The sequence below is a fragment of the Streptomyces niger genome, assembly GCF_000718305.1.
In the GTDB taxonomy this organism is placed as follows: Bacteria; Actinomycetota; Actinomycetes; order Streptomycetales; family Streptomycetaceae; genus Streptomyces; species Streptomyces niger.
On sequence record NZ_JOFQ01000001.1, the window covers coordinates 443,309 to 459,866 of the forward strand.

17 protein-coding genes are annotated in these 16,558 nt (G+C 73.6%); 5 read left to right on the forward strand and 12 right to left on the reverse strand.

What is annotated here, in order from left to right:
* Positions 1-80 precede the first annotated feature (80 nt).
* Positions 81-1,067, reverse strand: coding sequence for an alpha/beta fold hydrolase (locus IF20_RS01980; protein WP_052863125.1), 987 nt, complete (start codon positions 1,065-1,067; stop codon positions 81-83).
* 132 nt (positions 1,068-1,199) lie between these two features.
* Here IF20_RS01980 and IF20_RS01985 point away from each other — a divergent pair, with 132 nt between their 5' ends.
* The gene (locus IF20_RS01985; protein ID WP_052863126.1) at positions 1,200-1,820 is read left to right on the forward strand and encodes a CGNR zinc finger domain-containing protein; all 621 of its coding nucleotides are present in this window, start codon (positions 1,200-1,202) and stop codon (positions 1,818-1,820) included.
* A 165-nt stretch (positions 1,821-1,985) separates the two neighbouring features.
* Here the strand turns inward: IF20_RS01985 and IF20_RS01990 are convergent, their stop codons facing one another.
* Positions 1,986-2,360 carry an ATP-binding protein gene (locus IF20_RS01990; RefSeq protein WP_052863127.1) on the reverse strand — a complete coding sequence of 125 codons (375 nt, stop codon included), beginning with the start codon at positions 2,358-2,360 and terminating at the stop codon, positions 1,986-1,988.
* A 366-nt stretch (positions 2,361-2,726) separates the two neighbouring features.
* On the opposite strand from IF20_RS01990, the gene IF20_RS01995 reads away from it, so the two are divergent.
* The gene (locus IF20_RS01995; protein ID WP_199896448.1) at positions 2,727-3,116 is read left to right on the forward strand and encodes an STAS domain-containing protein; all 390 of its coding nucleotides are present in this window, start codon (positions 2,727-2,729) and stop codon (positions 3,114-3,116) included.
* A 57-nt stretch (positions 3,117-3,173) separates the two neighbouring features.
* On the opposite strand, the gene IF20_RS02000 is transcribed toward IF20_RS01995, so the two are convergent.
* From IF20_RS02000 to IF20_RS02020, 5 genes are read right to left on the reverse strand one after another with little or no spacing between them, the layout of a single operon-like run.
* Complete coding sequence (locus IF20_RS02000) at positions 3,174-4,511, reverse strand: PP2C family protein-serine/threonine phosphatase (protein ID WP_052863128.1); 1,338 nt, start codon at positions 4,509-4,511, stop codon at positions 3,174-3,176.
* Between the two features lie 8 nt (positions 4,512-4,519).
* Positions 4,520-5,521 (reverse strand): SpoIIE family protein phosphatase, encoded by a 1,002-nt coding sequence (locus tag IF20_RS02005; RefSeq protein WP_052863478.1) that lies wholly within the window; start codon positions 5,519-5,521, stop codon positions 4,520-4,522.
* Positions 5,518-6,027 (reverse strand): ATP-binding protein, encoded by a 510-nt coding sequence (locus IF20_RS02010; RefSeq protein WP_407702430.1) that lies wholly within the window; start codon positions 6,025-6,027, stop codon positions 5,518-5,520. The genes IF20_RS02005 and IF20_RS02010 overlap by 4 nt, the downstream gene beginning before the upstream one ends.
* Positions 6,011-6,421 (reverse strand): STAS domain-containing protein, encoded by a 411-nt coding sequence (locus IF20_RS02015; RefSeq protein ID WP_052863129.1) that lies wholly within the window; start codon positions 6,419-6,421, stop codon positions 6,011-6,013. The genes IF20_RS02010 and IF20_RS02015 overlap by 17 nt, the downstream gene beginning before the upstream one ends.
* Positions 6,418-7,290: an STAS domain-containing protein gene (locus IF20_RS02020; RefSeq protein ID WP_052863130.1), complete on the reverse strand. Its 873-nt coding sequence runs from the start codon at positions 7,288-7,290 to the stop codon at positions 6,418-6,420. Before IF20_RS02020 ends, IF20_RS02015 begins: the two co-directional genes overlap by 4 nt.
* Positions 7,291-7,754: 464 nt before the next feature.
* Between IF20_RS02020 and IF20_RS02025 the strand changes: the two genes are divergently transcribed.
* A complete protein-coding gene (locus IF20_RS02025; RefSeq protein WP_052863131.1) occupies positions 7,755-8,417 on the forward strand; it encodes a TetR/AcrR family transcriptional regulator in 663 nt (220 codons plus the stop codon).
* Between the two features lie 210 nt (positions 8,418-8,627).
* Here IF20_RS02025 and IF20_RS02030 read toward each other — a convergent pair whose 3' ends face one another.
* Together IF20_RS02030 and IF20_RS02035 are read right to left on the reverse strand one after the other, a co-directional pair.
* Entirely contained in the window at positions 8,628-9,284 is a 657-nt protein-coding gene (locus tag IF20_RS02030) for a class I SAM-dependent methyltransferase (protein ID WP_110943709.1), read from the reverse strand.
* Positions 9,281-10,354 carry an NAD(P)/FAD-dependent oxidoreductase gene (locus tag IF20_RS02035; RefSeq protein ID WP_199896449.1) on the reverse strand — a complete coding sequence of 358 codons (1,074 nt, stop codon included), beginning with the start codon at positions 10,352-10,354 and terminating at the stop codon, positions 9,281-9,283. The genes IF20_RS02030 and IF20_RS02035 overlap by 4 nt, the downstream gene beginning before the upstream one ends.
* A gap of 56 nt (positions 10,355-10,410) precedes the next feature.
* Here IF20_RS02035 and IF20_RS02040 point away from each other — a divergent pair, with 56 nt between their 5' ends.
* Positions 10,411-11,040, forward strand: a complete 630-nt coding sequence (locus tag IF20_RS02040; RefSeq protein ID WP_052863133.1) for a helix-turn-helix domain-containing protein — start codon at positions 10,411-10,413, stop codon at positions 11,038-11,040.
* Positions 11,041-11,182: 142 nt separating this feature from the next.
* Here the strand turns inward: IF20_RS02040 and IF20_RS02045 are convergent, their stop codons facing one another.
* Positions 11,183-12,010 carry a thioesterase family protein gene (locus IF20_RS02045; protein WP_052863134.1) on the reverse strand — a complete coding sequence of 276 codons (828 nt, stop codon included), beginning with the start codon at positions 12,008-12,010 and terminating at the stop codon, positions 11,183-11,185.
* Between the two features lie 122 nt (positions 12,011-12,132).
* Complete coding sequence (locus IF20_RS02050) at positions 12,133-14,610, reverse strand: beta-glucosidase family protein (RefSeq protein WP_052863135.1); 2,478 nt, start codon at positions 14,608-14,610, stop codon at positions 12,133-12,135.
* Positions 14,611-14,816: 206 nt separating this feature from the next.
* Between IF20_RS02050 and IF20_RS02055 the strand changes: the two genes are divergently transcribed.
* The gene (locus tag IF20_RS02055) at positions 14,817-15,380 is read left to right on the forward strand and encodes a TetR/AcrR family transcriptional regulator (RefSeq protein ID WP_234426485.1); all 564 of its coding nucleotides are present in this window, start codon (positions 14,817-14,819) and stop codon (positions 15,378-15,380) included.
* Here the strand turns inward: IF20_RS02055 and IF20_RS02060 are convergent.
* Complete coding sequence (locus tag IF20_RS02060) at positions 15,377-16,552, reverse strand: MFS transporter (protein ID WP_234426486.1); 1,176 nt, start codon at positions 16,550-16,552, stop codon at positions 15,377-15,379. The genes IF20_RS02055 and IF20_RS02060 overlap by 4 nt on opposite strands.
* Positions 16,553-16,558 lie beyond the last annotated feature (6 nt).

Sequence of the window (16,558 nt, forward strand, 5' to 3'; positions counted from 1 at the left end):
GACACCGCTGGACCGGAACACGCTACGGCCGTGCCGCGCGAACTCCTTCGCGCGGCGCGGCCGTTGCGTCACCGTACGGGTCAGCCCGCCGCCGGCAGGTGGCCGAGGAAGTCCAGCAGCGCCGCGTTGACCTCGGCGGGGCGCTCCTGCTGGGTCCAGTGGCCGCAGCCGGGGAGCACCACCTTGTCGTGCAGCTTCGGCGCGACCTTGTCGAGGGAGGCGATGAGCCGGTCGATGCCGTGCAGGGAGGTGACCATGTCGCGGTCGCCGGTGACGTACAGCGCCGGCACGTCGATGCCGCGGCCGCGGAAGACCGCGAGGAGCTCGTTGTTGCGCTCGATGTTGCGGTACCAGTTGAGGGGCCCGGTGAAGGCGCGGTCACCGTGAAGCGCGTAGTCGCGGGCGAAGGTGTCGATGTCTTCCGGGGTGAGCCAGGACGGCAGCTCGGGGTCCGGGCCGGCGCCGAGCAGCGAGGCGCCCTCGGGGACGATCCAGGGGCGCGGCTTCTCGTTGGTGGGGTTGTCGCCCGAACCGTTGAACAGCATCCGGCGGAAGGTCGACGGCAGGTCGCGGGCCAGTTCGGCGTCCGCGACGCCCGGCTGCTGGAAGTAGACCTGGTAGTACCGGTCGCCGTACTGCTGCCGCGTGACGGACGGCGGCGCCATCCCGGCGGGCAGGACCGGCGGCACGCTGAGCCCGGCGACGGCGCGTACGACGTCCGGGCGGAGCATGGCGGCCGTCCAGGCGACCGGCGCGCCCCAGTCGTGCCCGACGACCACGGCCCGCTCCTCGCCCAGCGCGTGGATCAGGGCGATCACGTCGCCGGTGAGGTGCAGCAGGCTGTACGCGTCGGCGTCGGCGGGCGACTCGCTGCGGGCGTACCCCCGCTGGTCGGGCGCGACGACCCGGTAGCCGGCCTCGACCAGCGGCCCGAACTGGTGGCGCCAGGAGTACCAGCTCTCCGGAAAGCCGTGCAGCAGGACGACCAGCGGCCCCTGCCCCTGCTCGGCGATGTGCAGCTTGACCCCGTTGACCTCGACGAAGCGGTGCTCGATCGCGGCAGTCACATGTCCTCCTGGACGTGGGCGTGGACAGTGCGGTCCGGGCCTACCCCGGACGACATGAGCAAAAGCTTACGCTCCTGTCATGGCTGCGCGTCACCCCCATCCGGCCGAAGTTCGTGCGCGTACCATGGGCGCATGAAATGGCCGGCCACCGAGCGCTACTACCCCACCGCCGTGCCGGGCGGCCTCGGCCTGATCCAGGACCTGCTGAACACCGCGTCCGGCGGACGGCCACGTCAGCCCGACCTGCTGGCGGAGGTCCCGGCGGCGCAGGAGTGGGCCGCGGCGGCACTGCGCTCCTGGGCGGAGGGCACCGGCCGAGGCCGGGTGCGGCTGACGCTGACGGAGGAGGACCTGCCGGAGCTGCGGCGGCTGCGCGAACAGCTGCGGCGGGCGCTGACCGCCCGGCAGGGCGCGGCGGACGCCGACGCCGTGCGCTTCACCTCGTGCCCGCTCCGGGTCAGCCTGCACGGGGACGCGGCGCTGACCGCCGAGCCCGAGGGCGAGGGCTGGCGCTGGCTGACCTCCGCCGTGCTGGGCGAGGCGCTGCTGGCCCAGGCCACGGGGGTCTGGCAGCGACTGAAGATCTGCCGCAACGAGAAGTGCGGCGGTGCGTTCTACGACCGGTCCCGCAACAACAGCGGGGTCTGGCACTCCACGCGCGGCTGCGGCAACGCCGCCAATCTGCGCGCCTCCCGGCAGCGCCGCCGCGAGCGGGAACGCGCGCAGGAGAGTACGGACGCGCCGGGCGACTGAGGCCGCCGCCGCACGTGCCCGGCGACGCGTCAGGCGAGGTGGAACACCTCGGTCAGCGGGCGCACGGCCTCGTCCGGCCGGGTGTCGTCGAGCGACTCGAAGAAGAGCATCTCCGGCCACACCTCGGCGTGGCGCCGACGGTATTCGTCGAGCCGCTTCCGGTGGTCAGGCGCACAGGACGTTCTCGGCCGGCTGCCAGCGGGCGCGTACCGACTTGCCGCCCGGCCGGTTCTCGATCGCCACGTCGCCGGCCAGCCGCTGGACTATGTGCCAGCCGTGGCCGCCCGCTCCGCCCAGGTCACCCTGGCGGGCGACGGGCGCGGCCTCGCTGCCGTCGCGCAGCTCCACGACCAGGGAGCCCTCCTGCACCGAGACGCTCAGCCGCCACCAGCCCGAGGCGTGCTGTTCGGCATTGGCGATCAGTTCGGAGACCACGAGCACCACCGCGTCCCGGTCCACCCATGGGCAATTCTCCGCCAGGAAGGCGGCCGTGGCACGCCTGGCCTGAGAGACGTCGGCCTCCTGCGAACTCGTGATCATCCCGCTCGTTCCTCCGGTCTGCACCGGTCTCCCGCTGTGGGCGCGGCGAAAGCATGCGCACACTCGTTGCATGGTACGGGTCCGTCCCGCACTGTGCTGTTCCGCGTCGGAGGTGCTGGTGCCCACCGTGGCAGCTCTCACACCGGTCCGGCCGGAAGAGAGCCGGCGGTAGGTGCCTCGGTCCGGACCGCTCCGCAGGTCGTGCGACGGATGAGGCGCCGAAATCTTCTCGGTGTGACGAATGTTTAACTCCACCATTCGGGGCAGTACGTGAGAGGGAACCGTCAGCACACCCGTGCCCGCGTACCCGGCCGAGCCGACCGGCAGGCACCCGGGCCACCCATCCCCACAGGAGGTACCGCGCTCGTGTCCACCGACAACGAAGCACTGAACGTCGAGGTCGAGGTCGAGGTCCGGAGCGCCGACACCGCCGTCGTCACCGTCGGCGGTGAGCTGGACCTCGACTCGGCGACGCTGCTCCACCACCACCTGGTCAACCAGCTCCACCACGGCCGCAAGCACCTCGTACTGGACCTGGCCGCCCTGCACTTCATGGACTCCATGGGGCTGAACGTCCTGCTGCGCGCGACCCGGGAGGCGCGGCAGGTGTCGGGCAACCTCTACGTCGCGGCCGTGACGCCCGCCGTGAGCCGGCTCCTGGAGCTGACGGGGCTGAGTGCCACCAGCCCGGTGTACGAGACGGTGGCGGACGCCCTGGCCGCCATCGACAGCGCCCCGGCCGCCCCGCAGGGCTAGCGGAACGGCGAAGCCCCCGGTGGCCCCGGGGGCTTCGCCGTGCTGCGCCGGGCCCGCTCAGTTCGGCCGCACCACCCGTACGGCCAGCGCAAGCGTGTCGTCGGAGTGCAGTATGACGCGGTGCATGTCCTCGGCTACGGCCCCGGGGATCTCGTCGATCGGCAGGTGCCGGTGGTTGCGGGCGCTCTCGATGAGCCGGCGTTCGCCCTCCAGCGGGTCGCGCCGGCTCTCGGTCAGACCGTCGGTGTAGAGCATGAGGAGGTCGCCTGCCTCAAGGCGGGTGTCCAGCACCGTGTCGCTGCCGGGCGCGGGGAAACCGATGCCGCGTCCGCGCGCCTCCTGGTACTCCCCCGTGCCGTCCGCGCGCAGCACCAGGGCCGGCGGGTGGCTGCCGTTGGCCAGCTGCAGCCGGCCGGTGGCCGGCTCGATCCGGGCCAGCAGCACCGTCGCCATCAGGTCGGGGTCGAAGGGTGCCAGGACTTCGTTGACGCGTTCCACGATGAAGTGCAGTGGGTGGCCTTCGAGGGCCAGCGTGCGGACGGCGTGGGTGACGTTGAGGGCGCTTTTGGTACTGCGTACGCCGTGCCCGAGGGCGTCCACGACGGTGATGTGCACGGTTCCGTCGGGCAGCACGAACCAGTCGTAGAAGTCGCCGCCGGTCGGCGCGGCCGCCTCGGCCGGTGCGTAGTGCACCGCCAGCTCCAGGCCGTCGACGGCGATGGGCGACGGCCGCAGGGCGTCCTCCAGCTCGCGCAGGATCTCGCCGTGCGCGTTCCGCAGCTGCTCGTCGCGCTCTTCGAGCTGGACGTAGAGCGCGAGCACGCCGCTGTTGGTCTCGGCGAGCTCATGCTTCAGGCGCTGGTGCTCGGCGTTGACGGCGTCCAGGTGGGCGAGCGCGGCACGCAGCTCCTCCTCCAGCGCGGCGACCTCGGCCGAGGGGGCCGGCGGCTGCCCCGTGCCGTCCTGGCGCGCGGGCCGGTGCCCGTCCGCCTTCGCGGCCTGCTGCCCGTCGTCGGCGCCCGCCGGCGGCGCGCCGCAGCCGTGGGCGAGCCCCTCGGTGGGTACGTCGGTGGATCCACCGGTGCCGGGGGTGACGCGCCAGACCGCGGCACCGTCGGGGGTGGCCTGCGCGGGGAGCGGCAGCCCCGAGGTGGGCAGCAGGCAGCGCTTGAGCGGGGCCCGCAGGATGACGGTCAGCGGGCTCGGCTCGCTGCTCTGCCGTGCGGGCAGCGTCTCCAGAACGGTGTAGCCGCCCGCCTGGAACTCCTGCTGCGCGACCGCCGATATGGCGAGCACCAGCCGGGCCCGGGTCTCGATGGGCAGCCGGTGGGCGTCGCCGAGCCGGCGCACCGCACCACGGAGCGCCGGCAACGTGTGGAAGGTCTGCGGGGTCACGGCATTCTCTATCGGGGAGTGGCGGCCAGTACGGTCGCGTCGTCTCGGGTGATCCGGTGTCCGTGCGCGAGGGAGGCGGCCAGCAGCGGGGGCGGCAGCCGGCGGGTGAAGCGCGGGAGCGCCTGACTCCAGCGGTGGTCGATGCCGTCCGTGTGCAGGACCACCACGCCGACGGGGCCCAGCACGAGGTCGCTGACCCGGCCGCCGGCCGGCAGTTGCAGGCCCGCGATGCCGGGGCGGCCGGTGAGCCGGTGGTGGACGCCCTCCGGGCCGAGCGTCAGGACGCGGATGTTGCCGACGCCACAGTATTCGCCGCGCCCCTCGTACAGGCGCAGCAGACCCACCGCGGCCCCGCGGGTGCGCCGCAGGGCGCGGTGGACGGTGGTCAGGACGTCCGGCAGCGGCGCGTCCGGTACCCGGCGGAAGGCGCGCAGCGCGGTCTGTGCGGCTTCGGCGGCGGCCGGCCCGTGGCCGAGGCCGTCGACGACCATGGCAGTGCGGCAGTCGTCGGTGTCGATGACGGTGCAGGCGTCGCCGCTCTCCTGCTCGCCGTCGGCGGGCAGGCACACCGCGCCCACCTCCTCGTCGCACGCGGCGAGTTGGTCCGGCGCGCGGAGCCGGGCGCAAGCCAGCGTGCCGTCGGCGGCCCCGCTGCGGATGCTGAAGTGGGACGCCATCCGCCGCACCGCGCCCAGCCCGGCGCCGAGCGTGCCGGTGGTGCTGAAGCCGTCCGCGAGGCACCGTTCCAGTTCGGGCATGCCGGGTCCGCGGTCGGCGGCCAGCACCTCCAGGCCGCCGCCGGTGGGCAGTTGCTGGAGATAGAGGACGCCGTCCGTGGCGTGTTTGGCGAGGTTGCTGCCCAGTTCGGACGCGATGACCGCGGCCTGGTCGGGCAGCGCGCCCGGCAGGCCCGACCGCTCGGCGAGTTGCCGGGCGGTCCGGGCCGCGACGTACACCGCGCTGTAGTGGTCGATGCGGACGGCGAGGGTGGGTGGTACGGGGTCGGTCAACGGCTCGCCCACCGCGTGGCCACGACGGTCGTGCCACGCCCTTCCGTGGTGTCCACCTCGAACTCGTCCATCAGCCGGCGTGCGCCGCCCAGGCCGTGTCCCAGCCCGGCGCCCGTGGTGTAGCCGTCGGTGAGGGCGGTCTCCAGGTCGGCGATGCCGGGCCCCTTGTCCCGTACAACCAGGCGCAGTCCCGTTCTGTCGGGACCGGCCGGGTGCTCGATGGTGAGGGTGCCGCCCCCGCCGTGGATGTAGGCGTTGCGGGCCAGTTCGCTGGCGGCCGTGACCACCCGCGTCTGGTCCACGATGCCGAAACCGGCGCGGATGGTGGCCGCCCGCACGGCGTGCCGTACGGTCAGCAGGTCCTCCTCGCTCTCGACGGGGTACATCGACGGCGCCTCCCTGCCGCCGGTGACCCCCGCTTCCGACTTTTCCCGCTTTTCCGGCTTTTCCGGTCCGTCACCGGTCAAGTCGGCCATGGCCGCGTGCAGTTCACCTATGGGCGTCACGCAAGACTCCCTCGGGTGCCTGGGGACTTCGGTGCCAGCCCAGGGCGGTCAGGCCCTGTTCGGCGTTGAGCGCGGTCTCCACGCCGGTCAGCTGGAGGCCGAGCTCGACCAGGGTGATGGCGACGGGGGGCTGCATGCCGGCCACTATGACCCGCGCGCCGAGCAGGCGGGACATCGTGGTCAGTTCCATGAGCATCCGCGCCACGTAGGAGTCGATGATCTCCAGACGGGAGATGTCGATCAGCACGCCGCGTGCGCCGTCGGACGAGATCCGTTCGGTGAGCTCGTCGGCGAAGGCGACGGCCGTCTTGTCGTCGAGCTCGTTGAGCAGCCCTGTCACCAGGACGTCGCCGAGGCGGAGGATCGGCACTCCGGTCGATGCGGGCACGGTCATCGCTCCGCCAGGGCCGCCTGGGCGGGCGAGTCCCTGAGTTCGATCGCCGCGGAGAGCGCGTCCGCGAGGGTGGCGCGGGTGAGGATGGTCGACAGGTCGATGCCCAGCTGGGCGATGGTCTGCGCGATGGGCGGCCGGATACCGCTGATCACGCAGTCGGCGCCCATCAGCCGTACGGCGTTGACCGTGTGCATGAGGTGCTGTGCGACCGCGGTGTCCACGGTGGGGACGCCGGTGATGTCGATGATCGCGACCCGTGCCTCGTGCTCCTGGATGGCCTGGAGGAGGTTCTCCATGACCACTTGGGTGCGCGCGGTGTCCAAGGTGCCGATCAGCGGGACGGCGAGCACTTGGCGCCAGAGGCGCACCACGGGCGTGGAGACCTCCAGCAGCTGCCGGCTCTGCCGCCGGATGATCTCCTCGCGGCCCTCGACGTACGTGTCGAAGCAGAGCGCCCCGGCACCGTCCAGCAGCTGGTTGATCAGCAGGGCGGCGGCGTACAGCTCGTCGCCGTCGTGCGTCCGTCGCTGGACGGCCGCCAGCAGCGCTTCCTTGAGGGTGAGCACCGCCATGGACGTCGCGGTCGGCGCCGCGCCCTTGCGAGCCCTGCGCATGGAGAACTCGGACACCGCGCGGCGCAGGTCGTGGTGGGTGGCGACCAGCCGGTCCACGGGTACGTCGCTGCGCAGGCCGGCGGTGACGGCGCCGACGAGTCCGTCGGCCTCCTCCCGCAGGACGCCCTCGTTCGACTCGGCGCCCTGCTCGGTCCGCGCCAGCTGCAACTGCACCCAGCGGTCGGCGATGTCGTCGGCCTCTGCCTCCAACGCACCGGCGACGAGCTCCCGCACGCCGGTCTCGGTGGAACTCAAAACCACGGTCCTTCCAGGTCAACGGCGATTCCGGGTGGCCCCGGCTATGGTCTGCTGCGACCGGAAGCCACCTTTCCCGAGCTTCTTCGGCCCGGCAAATATTACCGAGCGCAGTCAACCACGCAAAGATCCACCAACGCTGCCCCGCCGTCGGCCAAGTCCGGGCAGCCGCACCCCAGTACCCCGAAAAACAACTTTCGCACCTCTGATTTCCGGCACATTTTCGGTGCCGTCGAGCGGGTTCCCGGAGCGGCCCGTATGACGGCGATCACTTGGCCCCGGGGCGCCGGCCTTCACCGTTCCCACCGGCCCAGGTGATCGCTCGCCTCTCAGTACGGTCAGCGCGGCGGCCTTTCCGTCCGGCGCCGTGGGCCGACCCGCCGCCGGTTCATTTCAGTCGTTTGACTCAGACCGACCGGACGCGTTCACTCAGACCGGATGTCGGGAACCGGAAGGGATACGTGATGGCCGGCAGGACGACCCGGTCCGGGCGGGCCGAGGGGACGAGGGAGACGATCCTCACCGTCGCCGAGCGGATGTTCGCGGAGCACGGTGTGTTCGCCGTCTCCAACCGCCAGGTCAGCGAGGCCGCCGGGCAGGGCAACAACGCCGCCGTCGGCTACCACTTCGGTACCAAGAACGACCTGCTGCGGGCGATCGTCGGCAAGCACGCCCGGCGGATCGAGGAGCTGCGGCAGGCGATGCTGGCGGAGACCGGCGACTCGGCGGACGTACGCGACTGGGTGGCCTGCCTCGTCCGCCCGAACACCGACCACCTGGCCGAGCTGGGCAGCCCTACGTGGTTCGCGCGGTTCGCCGCCCAGGTGATGACCGACCCGGTGCTGCGCGAGATGATGATCGACGAGACGTTCGGGCCGACGATCCAGCAGACGCTCGACGGACTCAACCGGTGCCTGCCGGACCTGCCGCTGCCCGTACGGATCGAGCGCGGCGAGATGGCCCGGCACCTGCTGATGCACATGCTCGCCGAGCGGGAACGCGCCCTCGCCGGCAACACGCAGGCCACCGCCTCCACTTGGCCCGAGTACGCGAGCGGGCTCATCGACGCGATCACCGGCATCTGGCTGGCGCCCGTCACCCCGAGCACCTCACACAGCCGCTCCTGAGCGGGCCCGCGGGACCACGACCGGCGAGCCGTCCCCGGGCGCCGGCAGGATGTCCGCTTCGAGACCGTAGACCTCCTTGATCAGTGGGCCCGTACTTCGAGGCCCGGCGCGGTGCCGGGCGGGGTGGCGGTCATCCGGGTGTTCATGCTGAAGGCGACCAGGCACCACTTGCGCTCGAACCGGTCGGTGACCAGGGATGCCAGATGCAGGTCAGGGGCGCTTGCGCGCGCGGAGCACGGAGTCCTGCAGAGTGCCGCCGTGGCCGCCATGACCGTCGTGGTCACCGTGACCACCGTGGCCGTGGGCCGGCCGGGTCCGCGCCTCGGCGACGAGGACGTCCCAGCGGTCGGGGTCCAGATCGGCCGCGACTTCTTCCGCGGTGAAGTGCACCTCGCCCGGCGCGTCGTGCGTCCCGTCGGTGCCGTGGCCCGAGGGGTCGTGGCCGACGACGAGCAGCGTGCCGCCCGGCGCGACCGCGGCGGCCAGCCGCCGGAACAGCTCCTGCGGCGACCCCGCCGGGTGCACGTAGTGGGTGGAGACCAGGTCGAAGTGGCCCTCGGGCGGCACCCAGGCGGTCAAGTCGGCCTCCCGCCACTCGATCCGGTCCGCCACGTCGGCACCGGCCGCCGCCGCCTGCTGCCGGGCCCGGTCCAGCGCGCCGGCCGCGATGTCCACCGCCGTCACCCGCCAGCCGCGCGCGGCGAGCCAGCGCGCGTCGGCCCCCTCGCCGCAACCCGCGTCCAGCGCCCTGCCGGGTGCCAACTCCGCGGCCTCCGCCACCAGCTGGGGATTGGGCCGCGGTACGCGCGCGCCGTGCTGCCCGCGGTAGCGCTCCTCCCAGAACGCCTTGTCGAAAGCCTCGTTCACGATGCCCGGTTCCTCTCCATGTCGTACAGGCCGTGACGGCGGTCGCCCGCCACCAGTTCACAGACGCGCGCTTCGACCTCGGGCGAGAACGGGGCGCGGTACGCGGCGACCGCCCGCCGCGTCTCCTCGGCGATCAGGTCTCCATTGATGTGAGCCGCCGCCGCGGCGCCCGCGGCGGCCGCGGCGCCCACCTGGGACGCCGGCTCGGTGACATTGCCCGCCGCCCACACTCCCGGCGCCTCGGTGCGGCCGGCCGCGTCCACGGGGAGGTACTCCCCGGCTCCCGAGGGGTGTGCCACCGGCCGCAGCCCGAGCCCGGCCAGGAATCCGGCGCGCACCGCCATCCGCGGCGCGACCGCCAGCGCCTCCCGCGCGACCACCGTGCCGTCGCTCAGCCGCACCCCGGCCAGCCGGTCACCGGCCGTCTCCAGGGCCGCCACCTCGCCGTCCACCACCCGGATCCCGCGCGCCGCCAGCTGCTCGGCCTCCTCGTCGGTCGGCCGTGCGGCGGTGTGGGTGAAGAACGTGATGTCGTCGCTCCACTGCCGGAACATCAGCGCCTGGTGCACCGAGAGCGGCCCGACGGCCAGGACGCCGACGGGCCGGTCGCGGACCTCCCAGCCGTGGCAGTACGGGCAGTGCAGCACGTCCCGGCCCCACCGCTCCGCGAGCCCCGGCACGTCCGGCAGCTCGTCCACCACCCCGGCGGTCACCAGCAGCCGGCGCGCGCGGACCGTACGCCCGTCTGCCAGCGTCACGGTGAACCCCGCCGCGTCCCGGGCCGCCGCCGCGACCTCGCCGGTCACCACCTGCCCGCCGTACGCGCGGACCTCCGCCCGGCCGCGCTCCAGCAGCTCGGCCGGCGCCATCCCCTCCCTGCCCAGCAGGCCGTGCACGCCGTCCGCCGGCGCGTTGCGCGGCGCGCCCGCGTCGATCACCACCACCGACCGGCGCGCCCTGGCCAGCATCAGCGCCCCGTTCAGCCCCGCGGCGCCACCGCCGACCACCACCACGTCGCAGTCGTTCCTCAGTTCCTCGGCCACCGTGACCACCTCCTTCACGACGACCATGCGGATTCATGGGCCATAACCGCAAACTTCTTTGCCGGTATGGCAAGCTTGCGGATATGGACAACGACCTCGACCAAGCGCTGGAGGCGGTCGGCCCCCGGCTCCGTGCGCTCCGCACCCAGCGCGAGATCACGCTGGCCGAGCTGTCGGCGGCGACCGGCATCTCGGTGAGCACCCTCTCCCGGCTGGAGTCCGGTGACCGCCGCCCCAACCTGGAGTTGCTGCTCCCCCTGGCCAAGGCACACGGCGTCACGCTCGACGAGCTCGTGGACGCGCCGCCCACCGGCGATCCGCGCGTCCACCTCCGCCCGGTCACCCGGCACGGCATGACCATGCTGCCGCTGACCCGCCGCGCCGGCGGCATCCAGGCGTACAAGCTCGTCATCCCGGCCGACGGCACGCGCCGGGAGCCCGACCCGCAGACCCACGAGGGCTACGAGTGGCTCTACGTCCTCAACGGCCGGCTGCGGGTCGTCCTCGGCGAACACGACCTGGTGATGGCGCCCGGCGAGGCGGCCGAGTTCGATACCCGCGTCCCGCACTGGTTCGGTGCCGCCGACGACGAACCCGTCGAGATCCTCAGCCTGTTCGGGAAACAGGGCGAGCGCGCCCACCTCCGCGCCCGCCCGAAGACCAAGGACTCCCGCGACGGCAACCGCCTCCGGGTGGGCACACCGACGGACTGAACCCACCGCCGCCCGCGTCCCGCCCGCCGTCAGCCGGCCCGCCCGGCGAAGTCCTCAGCCGGCCCGCCCGGCGGAAGCGGCGTCCGCGACGTGCGGGGGCGGGACGGCTTCCGCGCCGATGCGCTCGTTCATGCGGTCGTCGCTACGGTCGTCCATCCGGTCGGTCGGCCGTGGGCTGCGGCCGGACGGTGAGGATCTGCTGCGCGTGTCCGACGGGGCCTGCCGTGTCGTGCAGCACGGTGCTGGTGATGCCCTGGCCGGTGGGTCCGAAGACGACGGTGGTGTCCAGGCCGGTCCAGCGGCCCCGGGGCTGCCGGTGCAGGTGGATGGTCAGGTCGACGTTGGGGAACATCCACTCGGCGGGCGACTGCCGGACGGCGATGCCGTTGGCGGTGTCGACCAGCGTGACGAACGACGCCAGCGGACCGGCCTGCTCACCGGCGACGAGGTCCACGCCGGTGCCGATCCAGGCGGTCGTACGGCCGGGTTGCGGCGGGGCGACCGGCCGTACGTCCAGGGTGCCGATGTAGCCGCCGGGCCACACGTCGGCCATGTGCCAGGACTCCAGCTCCTCGGGCGGGGTGAGCCGGTCGGCGCCACCGCCCGCGACGGCGTCGGTGTCCAGGGAGGTCAGCAGCCAGGCGCGGGCGCGGACCACCGGGCGGCCGGCTATCAGGACGGTGGCCTCGACCAGTTCGATGGTGCGGCCGGGCCGGACGGTCTCCACCCGGATCTCGCACTCGTCGGTGGCGAGCCGCCCGAGGATGTCGAAGCTGATCCGGCCGAGCACCATGCCCGTGTCGGGGCGCCCGGCCAGGTACCGGTCGATGGCGTGCACGACCAGGCCGCCGAGCGGGCTGAAGTGCTGCTCGTCCGGGTCCCATGCGCCGCCGACGTGCGGGGTGGGCTTGTAGCGGTGCTCGTCGATGCGCTCGAAGTAGCTGTCCGGGGCCGGTGCGCTGGGGTTCAACGGGTACTCCTCGGCGGGCTTGCGAAGATCGAATGCGGTGCCGAGGCCAATGTAATCGGCGGGGCGGGGAGCGTGGCCCGCCGCCTCGACGGGCGGCGGGGCAGCGGGCGGCGGGCGGCGGCTCAGCTTTCGGCCGGTACACGGCTCCGCAGGCGGATGTCGGCGAGGGAGCGGCCGGACTCGGCGGTGTACGTGCCGGGGACCAGCCGCCAGCCGGGCGCCTGCTCGTCCCAGATCTCGGCCGCCCGGCGGGGCAGGGCGACGACGGCCTCGGCGGTCTCCCCGGGCGCCGCCGAGACGGTGGCGAAGCCCGCGAGGCGGCGGGCCGGCCGCTCGACGGCGTCACCGTCCGGGACGGCGAGGTAGACCTGCACCACCTCGCGGCCCGCACGGTCGCCGGTGTTGCGCACCCGCACGGTGACCGTGCCCAGCGCGTCGCCGTCGTCGGCGGGGGTGTACGTGGCCGTTTCGTACTCCCAGTCGGTGTACCCCAGGCCGTGCCCGAAGCAGTACGCGGGCTCGGCGCCCGCCCGCTGCCACGCCCGGTAACCGATGAACACGCCCTCCTCATAAGGGAGTTCACCGCTGTCGGGGGTCACGCGGGTGACCGGCGCGTCGGCGAGGCGGGCCGGCCAGGTGGTGGGCAGCCGCCCGCCGGGCTCCACCGCGCCGAGGAGGACGTCCGCGAGGGCCGCGCCGGCCTCCTGACCGGGGAACCAACTGAGCAGTACGGCGGCCACGTCGTTCCGCCAGGGCAGCTCCACCGGCGAGCCGGAGTTGACCACCACGACGGTACGGGGGTTGGCGGCGGCCACCCGCTCGACCAGCTCGTCCTGGCGGCCGGGCAGTCGGAGGTCGGTGCGGTCGAAGCCCTCGCTCTCCACCCGCTCGGTGGTGGCGACCACCACGACCGCGGTGTCGGCGGCGCGCGCCGCGGCCACCGCCTCCTCGATGAGCTCCTCGGCAGCGCGCCGGGGCTCGCGGTGGGCGAGCGCGAACCCGACGGCCTGGATCGGCGCGTCCGGCAGGTCGGGCACGGTGTGCAGGAGGGCGACCTCGACCTGCTCGCCTGCGGTGAGCTCCACCTGGCCGCGTACCACGGGCGCGCCGAAGAACGCCTCGAACGGGTCCGCGTGGTCGGGGGCCTCGGTGCCGTCGTGCAGCACGCGGTCGCCGACGGTGAGCCGGAAGCCGCCCAGCCCCTTGGTGCCGAAGAGGTGCGTGCCGCTCTCACGCGGGGTGAAGGTGCCGGTGATCTCGACGGTGTGCAGCGCTTCGTGGGTGACGCCGGCCGGCAGGTCGTCGCCGTGCCACTGGACCGCGCCGTTGGGCAGCGTGGTCTCCCCCAGCACCTGCCCGGACCGGTCGCGGCACACGGCGCGCAGGGTGAAGCCCTGCCCGGCGGCGGCCAGTTCGTCGCTGGGGTGGGCACCGACGGAGTAGGTGAGGCTTCCCTCGGGGAGCGCGGCGCGCAACCCGTCGAGCGGGGAGACGATGTGGTCGGGGAAGACCTGCGCCGAGCCGCCGCCGAGCACGCGGGCGTCGCGGGCCGCCGCGCCGATGAGGGCGACGGTGCCGGGCCGCGCGTGCCTGAGGGGCAGGGTGTGGTGCGCGTTGCGTACGAGGACGAACGCGCGGCGGGCGATCTCGCGGGCCAGCGCCGCGCCGTCGACCGGGGCCGGGAGCGCGGCGGGGGCGACGGCGGGCGGTGCGCCGTCCAGGACGCCGACCCGCGCGGCGAGCCGCAGCACGCGGCGTACGGCGTCGTCGACCAGCGCCTCGTCGACCTCGCCCGCGCGGACGGCGGCGGCCAGCGCGGCGCCGTAGACGGTGCGCGGTCCGGGCATGGCGACGTCCAGGCCGCCTTCGATCGCGCCCTTGGTGGAGCGGGCTGCCATCCAGTCGGAGACGAGGAAGCCGTCGAAGCCCCACTCGCCGCGCAGCACCTCGTTCTGGAGGTGGTGGTGCTCGGTCATGGTGGGGCCGTTGACCGAGTTGTAGGCGGCCATGATGCCCCAGGGGTGGGCGTTCTTGACGATGGTCTCGAACGGCGCGAGGTAGAGCTCGCGCAGCGGCCGCGGCGCGACGGTGTTGTTCACGGTGAAGCGCTCGGTCTCGGCGTCGTTGGCGACGAAGTGTTTGACGGTGGTGCCGACGCCGCCTTCCTGCACGCCGGTGACGTAGCCGGTGCCGATCTCGCCGGTGAGGTACGGGTCCTCGGAGTAGCACTCGAAGTGGCGGCCGCCGAGCGGGGAACGGTGCAGGTTGACGGTGGGCGCGAGGAGCACGTGCACGCCCTTGCGGCGGGCCTCCTGCGCGAGCAGGTGCCCGGCCCGGCGGGCCAGCTCCGGGTCCCAGGTCGCGGCCAGCGCGGTGGGGCTGGGCAGCGCTACGGAGGGGTCGTCGGCGGTCCAGCGGACGCCGCGCACCCCGATCGGGCCGTCGGACATGACCAGCGACCGCAGGCCGATCTCGGGCAGTACGGGCAATGCCCACATGTTCCGGCCGGCCAGCAGCCTCGTCTTGGCGTCGAGGTCGAGCTTGCCGAGCGCGTCCTCGACGAGGGCGTCGTACGCGGTGGTGTCGTGCGCGGGCGTCATGCGGGACTCCTTGCCGAGGCGCTGCGTGCGGTCCGCAGCATCGTGGCGCAGCCACCTGTGAGCCGGTAGGCGTTGTCACCTTCTCGTTACTTTTCCGGGTTCCCGGCGGCTCCGTCGATTACGCTCGGCCCGTGTCAGCGAATGAACGCCCTGCCGTGCACCCGCGCCCCCCGGCGAGCGGGCCGGCGGCGCGCCGGGGCCGGGCCGTGCGCGGTGAGGACCGGCGTGCCGAGATCCTGCGGGCCGCGCTGGAGGTGATCGCCGAGCGCGGTTACCGGGGCGCCTCGCTGAGCGCCGTCGCCGAACGGGTCGGGATCACCCAGCAAGGGCTGCTGCACCACTTCCCGACGAAGGAGGCGCTGCTCATCGCCGTACTGGAGGCCCGGGACGCCTGGGACACCGGCGGCGGCACCCGGGAGCGCGGGGAGCCCTGGCCGCTGGAGCTGTACGCCTCGCTCGTCGACTACAACGCGACGCGGCCCGGCGTCGTCCAGACGTTCTCGGCCCTGCTCGGCGAGAGCGTCACCGAGGACCATCCGGCGCGCGAGTTCTTCACCCACCGCTACACGTCGGTGCGCGAGGCCGCCACCGCCTCGCTCCGCGCGGAGTTCGGCGACCGCCTCCCCGGCGGCCTCACCCCCGAGGAAGCGGCCCCGCTGCTCATCGCCGCCATGGACGGCCTCCAGTACCAATGGCTGCTGGACCCCGGAGCCGTCGACATGCCGGCGGCCTTCCGCGCCTTCCTGCGCCTGCTCAGCCGCGCGGACTAGGCGGGCGGACCAGGCGGGCGGCGGGGCAGCAGAAGGACGGCCAGGGCCGGTACCGCGGCGAGGGCGAGCCAGGGCACGACCGGCGGCAGCGCCGTGTTGAGGAGGGAGCCGGTGGCGGAGCTGCCGGCCAGCACCAGGAGGCCGGAGACGGAGGACATCGCGCCGGTGTAGAGGCCGAGGCGGCCGTCCTCGGCGAGGTCGGGGACCCAGGCGCGGGCGGCGGGGGCGACCAGCATCTGGCCGAGGGTGAGCAGGACGACGAACACGGCGGCGGGCAGCAGGCCCGTCACGCCCGTCCGGCCGGCCGGACGGGCCAGCGCCACGGCACCGAACCCGGCCGCGATGAGCAACAGACCGACCGTCATGGAGCGGCGCAGGTCCAGGCGGTCGGCCGCCCACCGGGTGACCGGCAGCTGGGCCGTCACGACCAGCAGCGAGGACAGCGCGAACAGCCAGGCGAGCGGGGCCTGCGAGCCGGTGGCGCGGGCCACCTCCTCGGGCAGCGCCAGGTAGAGCTGGTTGTAGGCGAGCAGGTAGGCGCCGTAGGCCACGCAGAGCGCGAGGAAACGGCCGTTGCGCAGGGCCTTGCGTACACCTCCCCTGCCGCGCGCCCGGACCCGGCCGGGGATGTGCTGGGGCAGCAGCCGGGCGTGGCCGGCCAGTACCAGGACGAAGACGCCGGCTCCGGCGAGGCAGGCCGTACGGAAGTCCACGGCCAGCAGGAGGGAGCCGAGGAGCGGACCGAGGAACGCACCGGCCTGGCCGGCCACGGTGAGCAGCGCCAGGACGCGGGTGCGGGGCCCGTTGCCCGCGTCCTCCCAGGCCACGGCCTGCCGGGCGACCTCGGACTCCACGGCGGGCGAGAACAGCGCGGCGGCGAAGCCGATGAGCAGCACGGCGCCGATGACGGCCCAGGGGCGTTCGGCGTACCCCAGCCACGCGAAGCCCGCGATGCGCAGCACGCAGCCGGCCAGGACGACGGGGCGTACGCCGTACCGGTCGGCCAGCGCCCCGCCCACGACGAACAGCCCCTGCTGGCTGAAGGTCCGCAGGCCCAGCACCAGTCCCACCAGCCAGCCGGCCAGGCCGATGCCCGTACCGAGGTGTTCGGCGAGGAACGGCAGGACGGCGAAGAAGCCGATGTTGAACGCGAGCTGGGTGAGGATCAGCAGGCGGAG

Bases quoted from the DNA above. Each gene is read 5' to 3' on its own strand.
- IF20_RS01985 (WP_052863126.1), top strand. From the start codon at position 1,200: ATGAAATGGCCGGCCACCGAGCGCTACTACCCCACCGCCGTGCCGGGC.
- IF20_RS01990 (WP_052863127.1), bottom strand. From the start codon at position 2,360: ATGATCACGAGTTCGCAGGAGGCCGACGTCTCTCAGGCCAGGCGTGCC.
- IF20_RS02015 (WP_052863129.1), bottom strand. From the start codon at position 6,421: ATGACCGTGCCCGCATCGACCGGAGTGCCGATCCTCCGCCTCGGCGAC.
- IF20_RS02025 (WP_052863131.1), top strand. From the start codon at position 7,755: ATGGCCGGCAGGACGACCCGGTCCGGGCGGGCCGAGGGGACGAGGGAG.
- IF20_RS02035 (WP_199896449.1), bottom strand. From the start codon at position 10,354: ATGGTCGTCGTGAAGGAGGTGGTCACGGTGGCCGAGGAACTGAGGAAC.
- IF20_RS02040 (WP_052863133.1), top strand. From the start codon at position 10,411: ATGGACAACGACCTCGACCAAGCGCTGGAGGCGGTCGGCCCCCGGCTC.
- IF20_RS02050 (WP_052863135.1), bottom strand. From the start codon at position 14,610: ATGACGCCCGCGCACGACACCACCGCGTACGACGCCCTCGTCGAGGAC.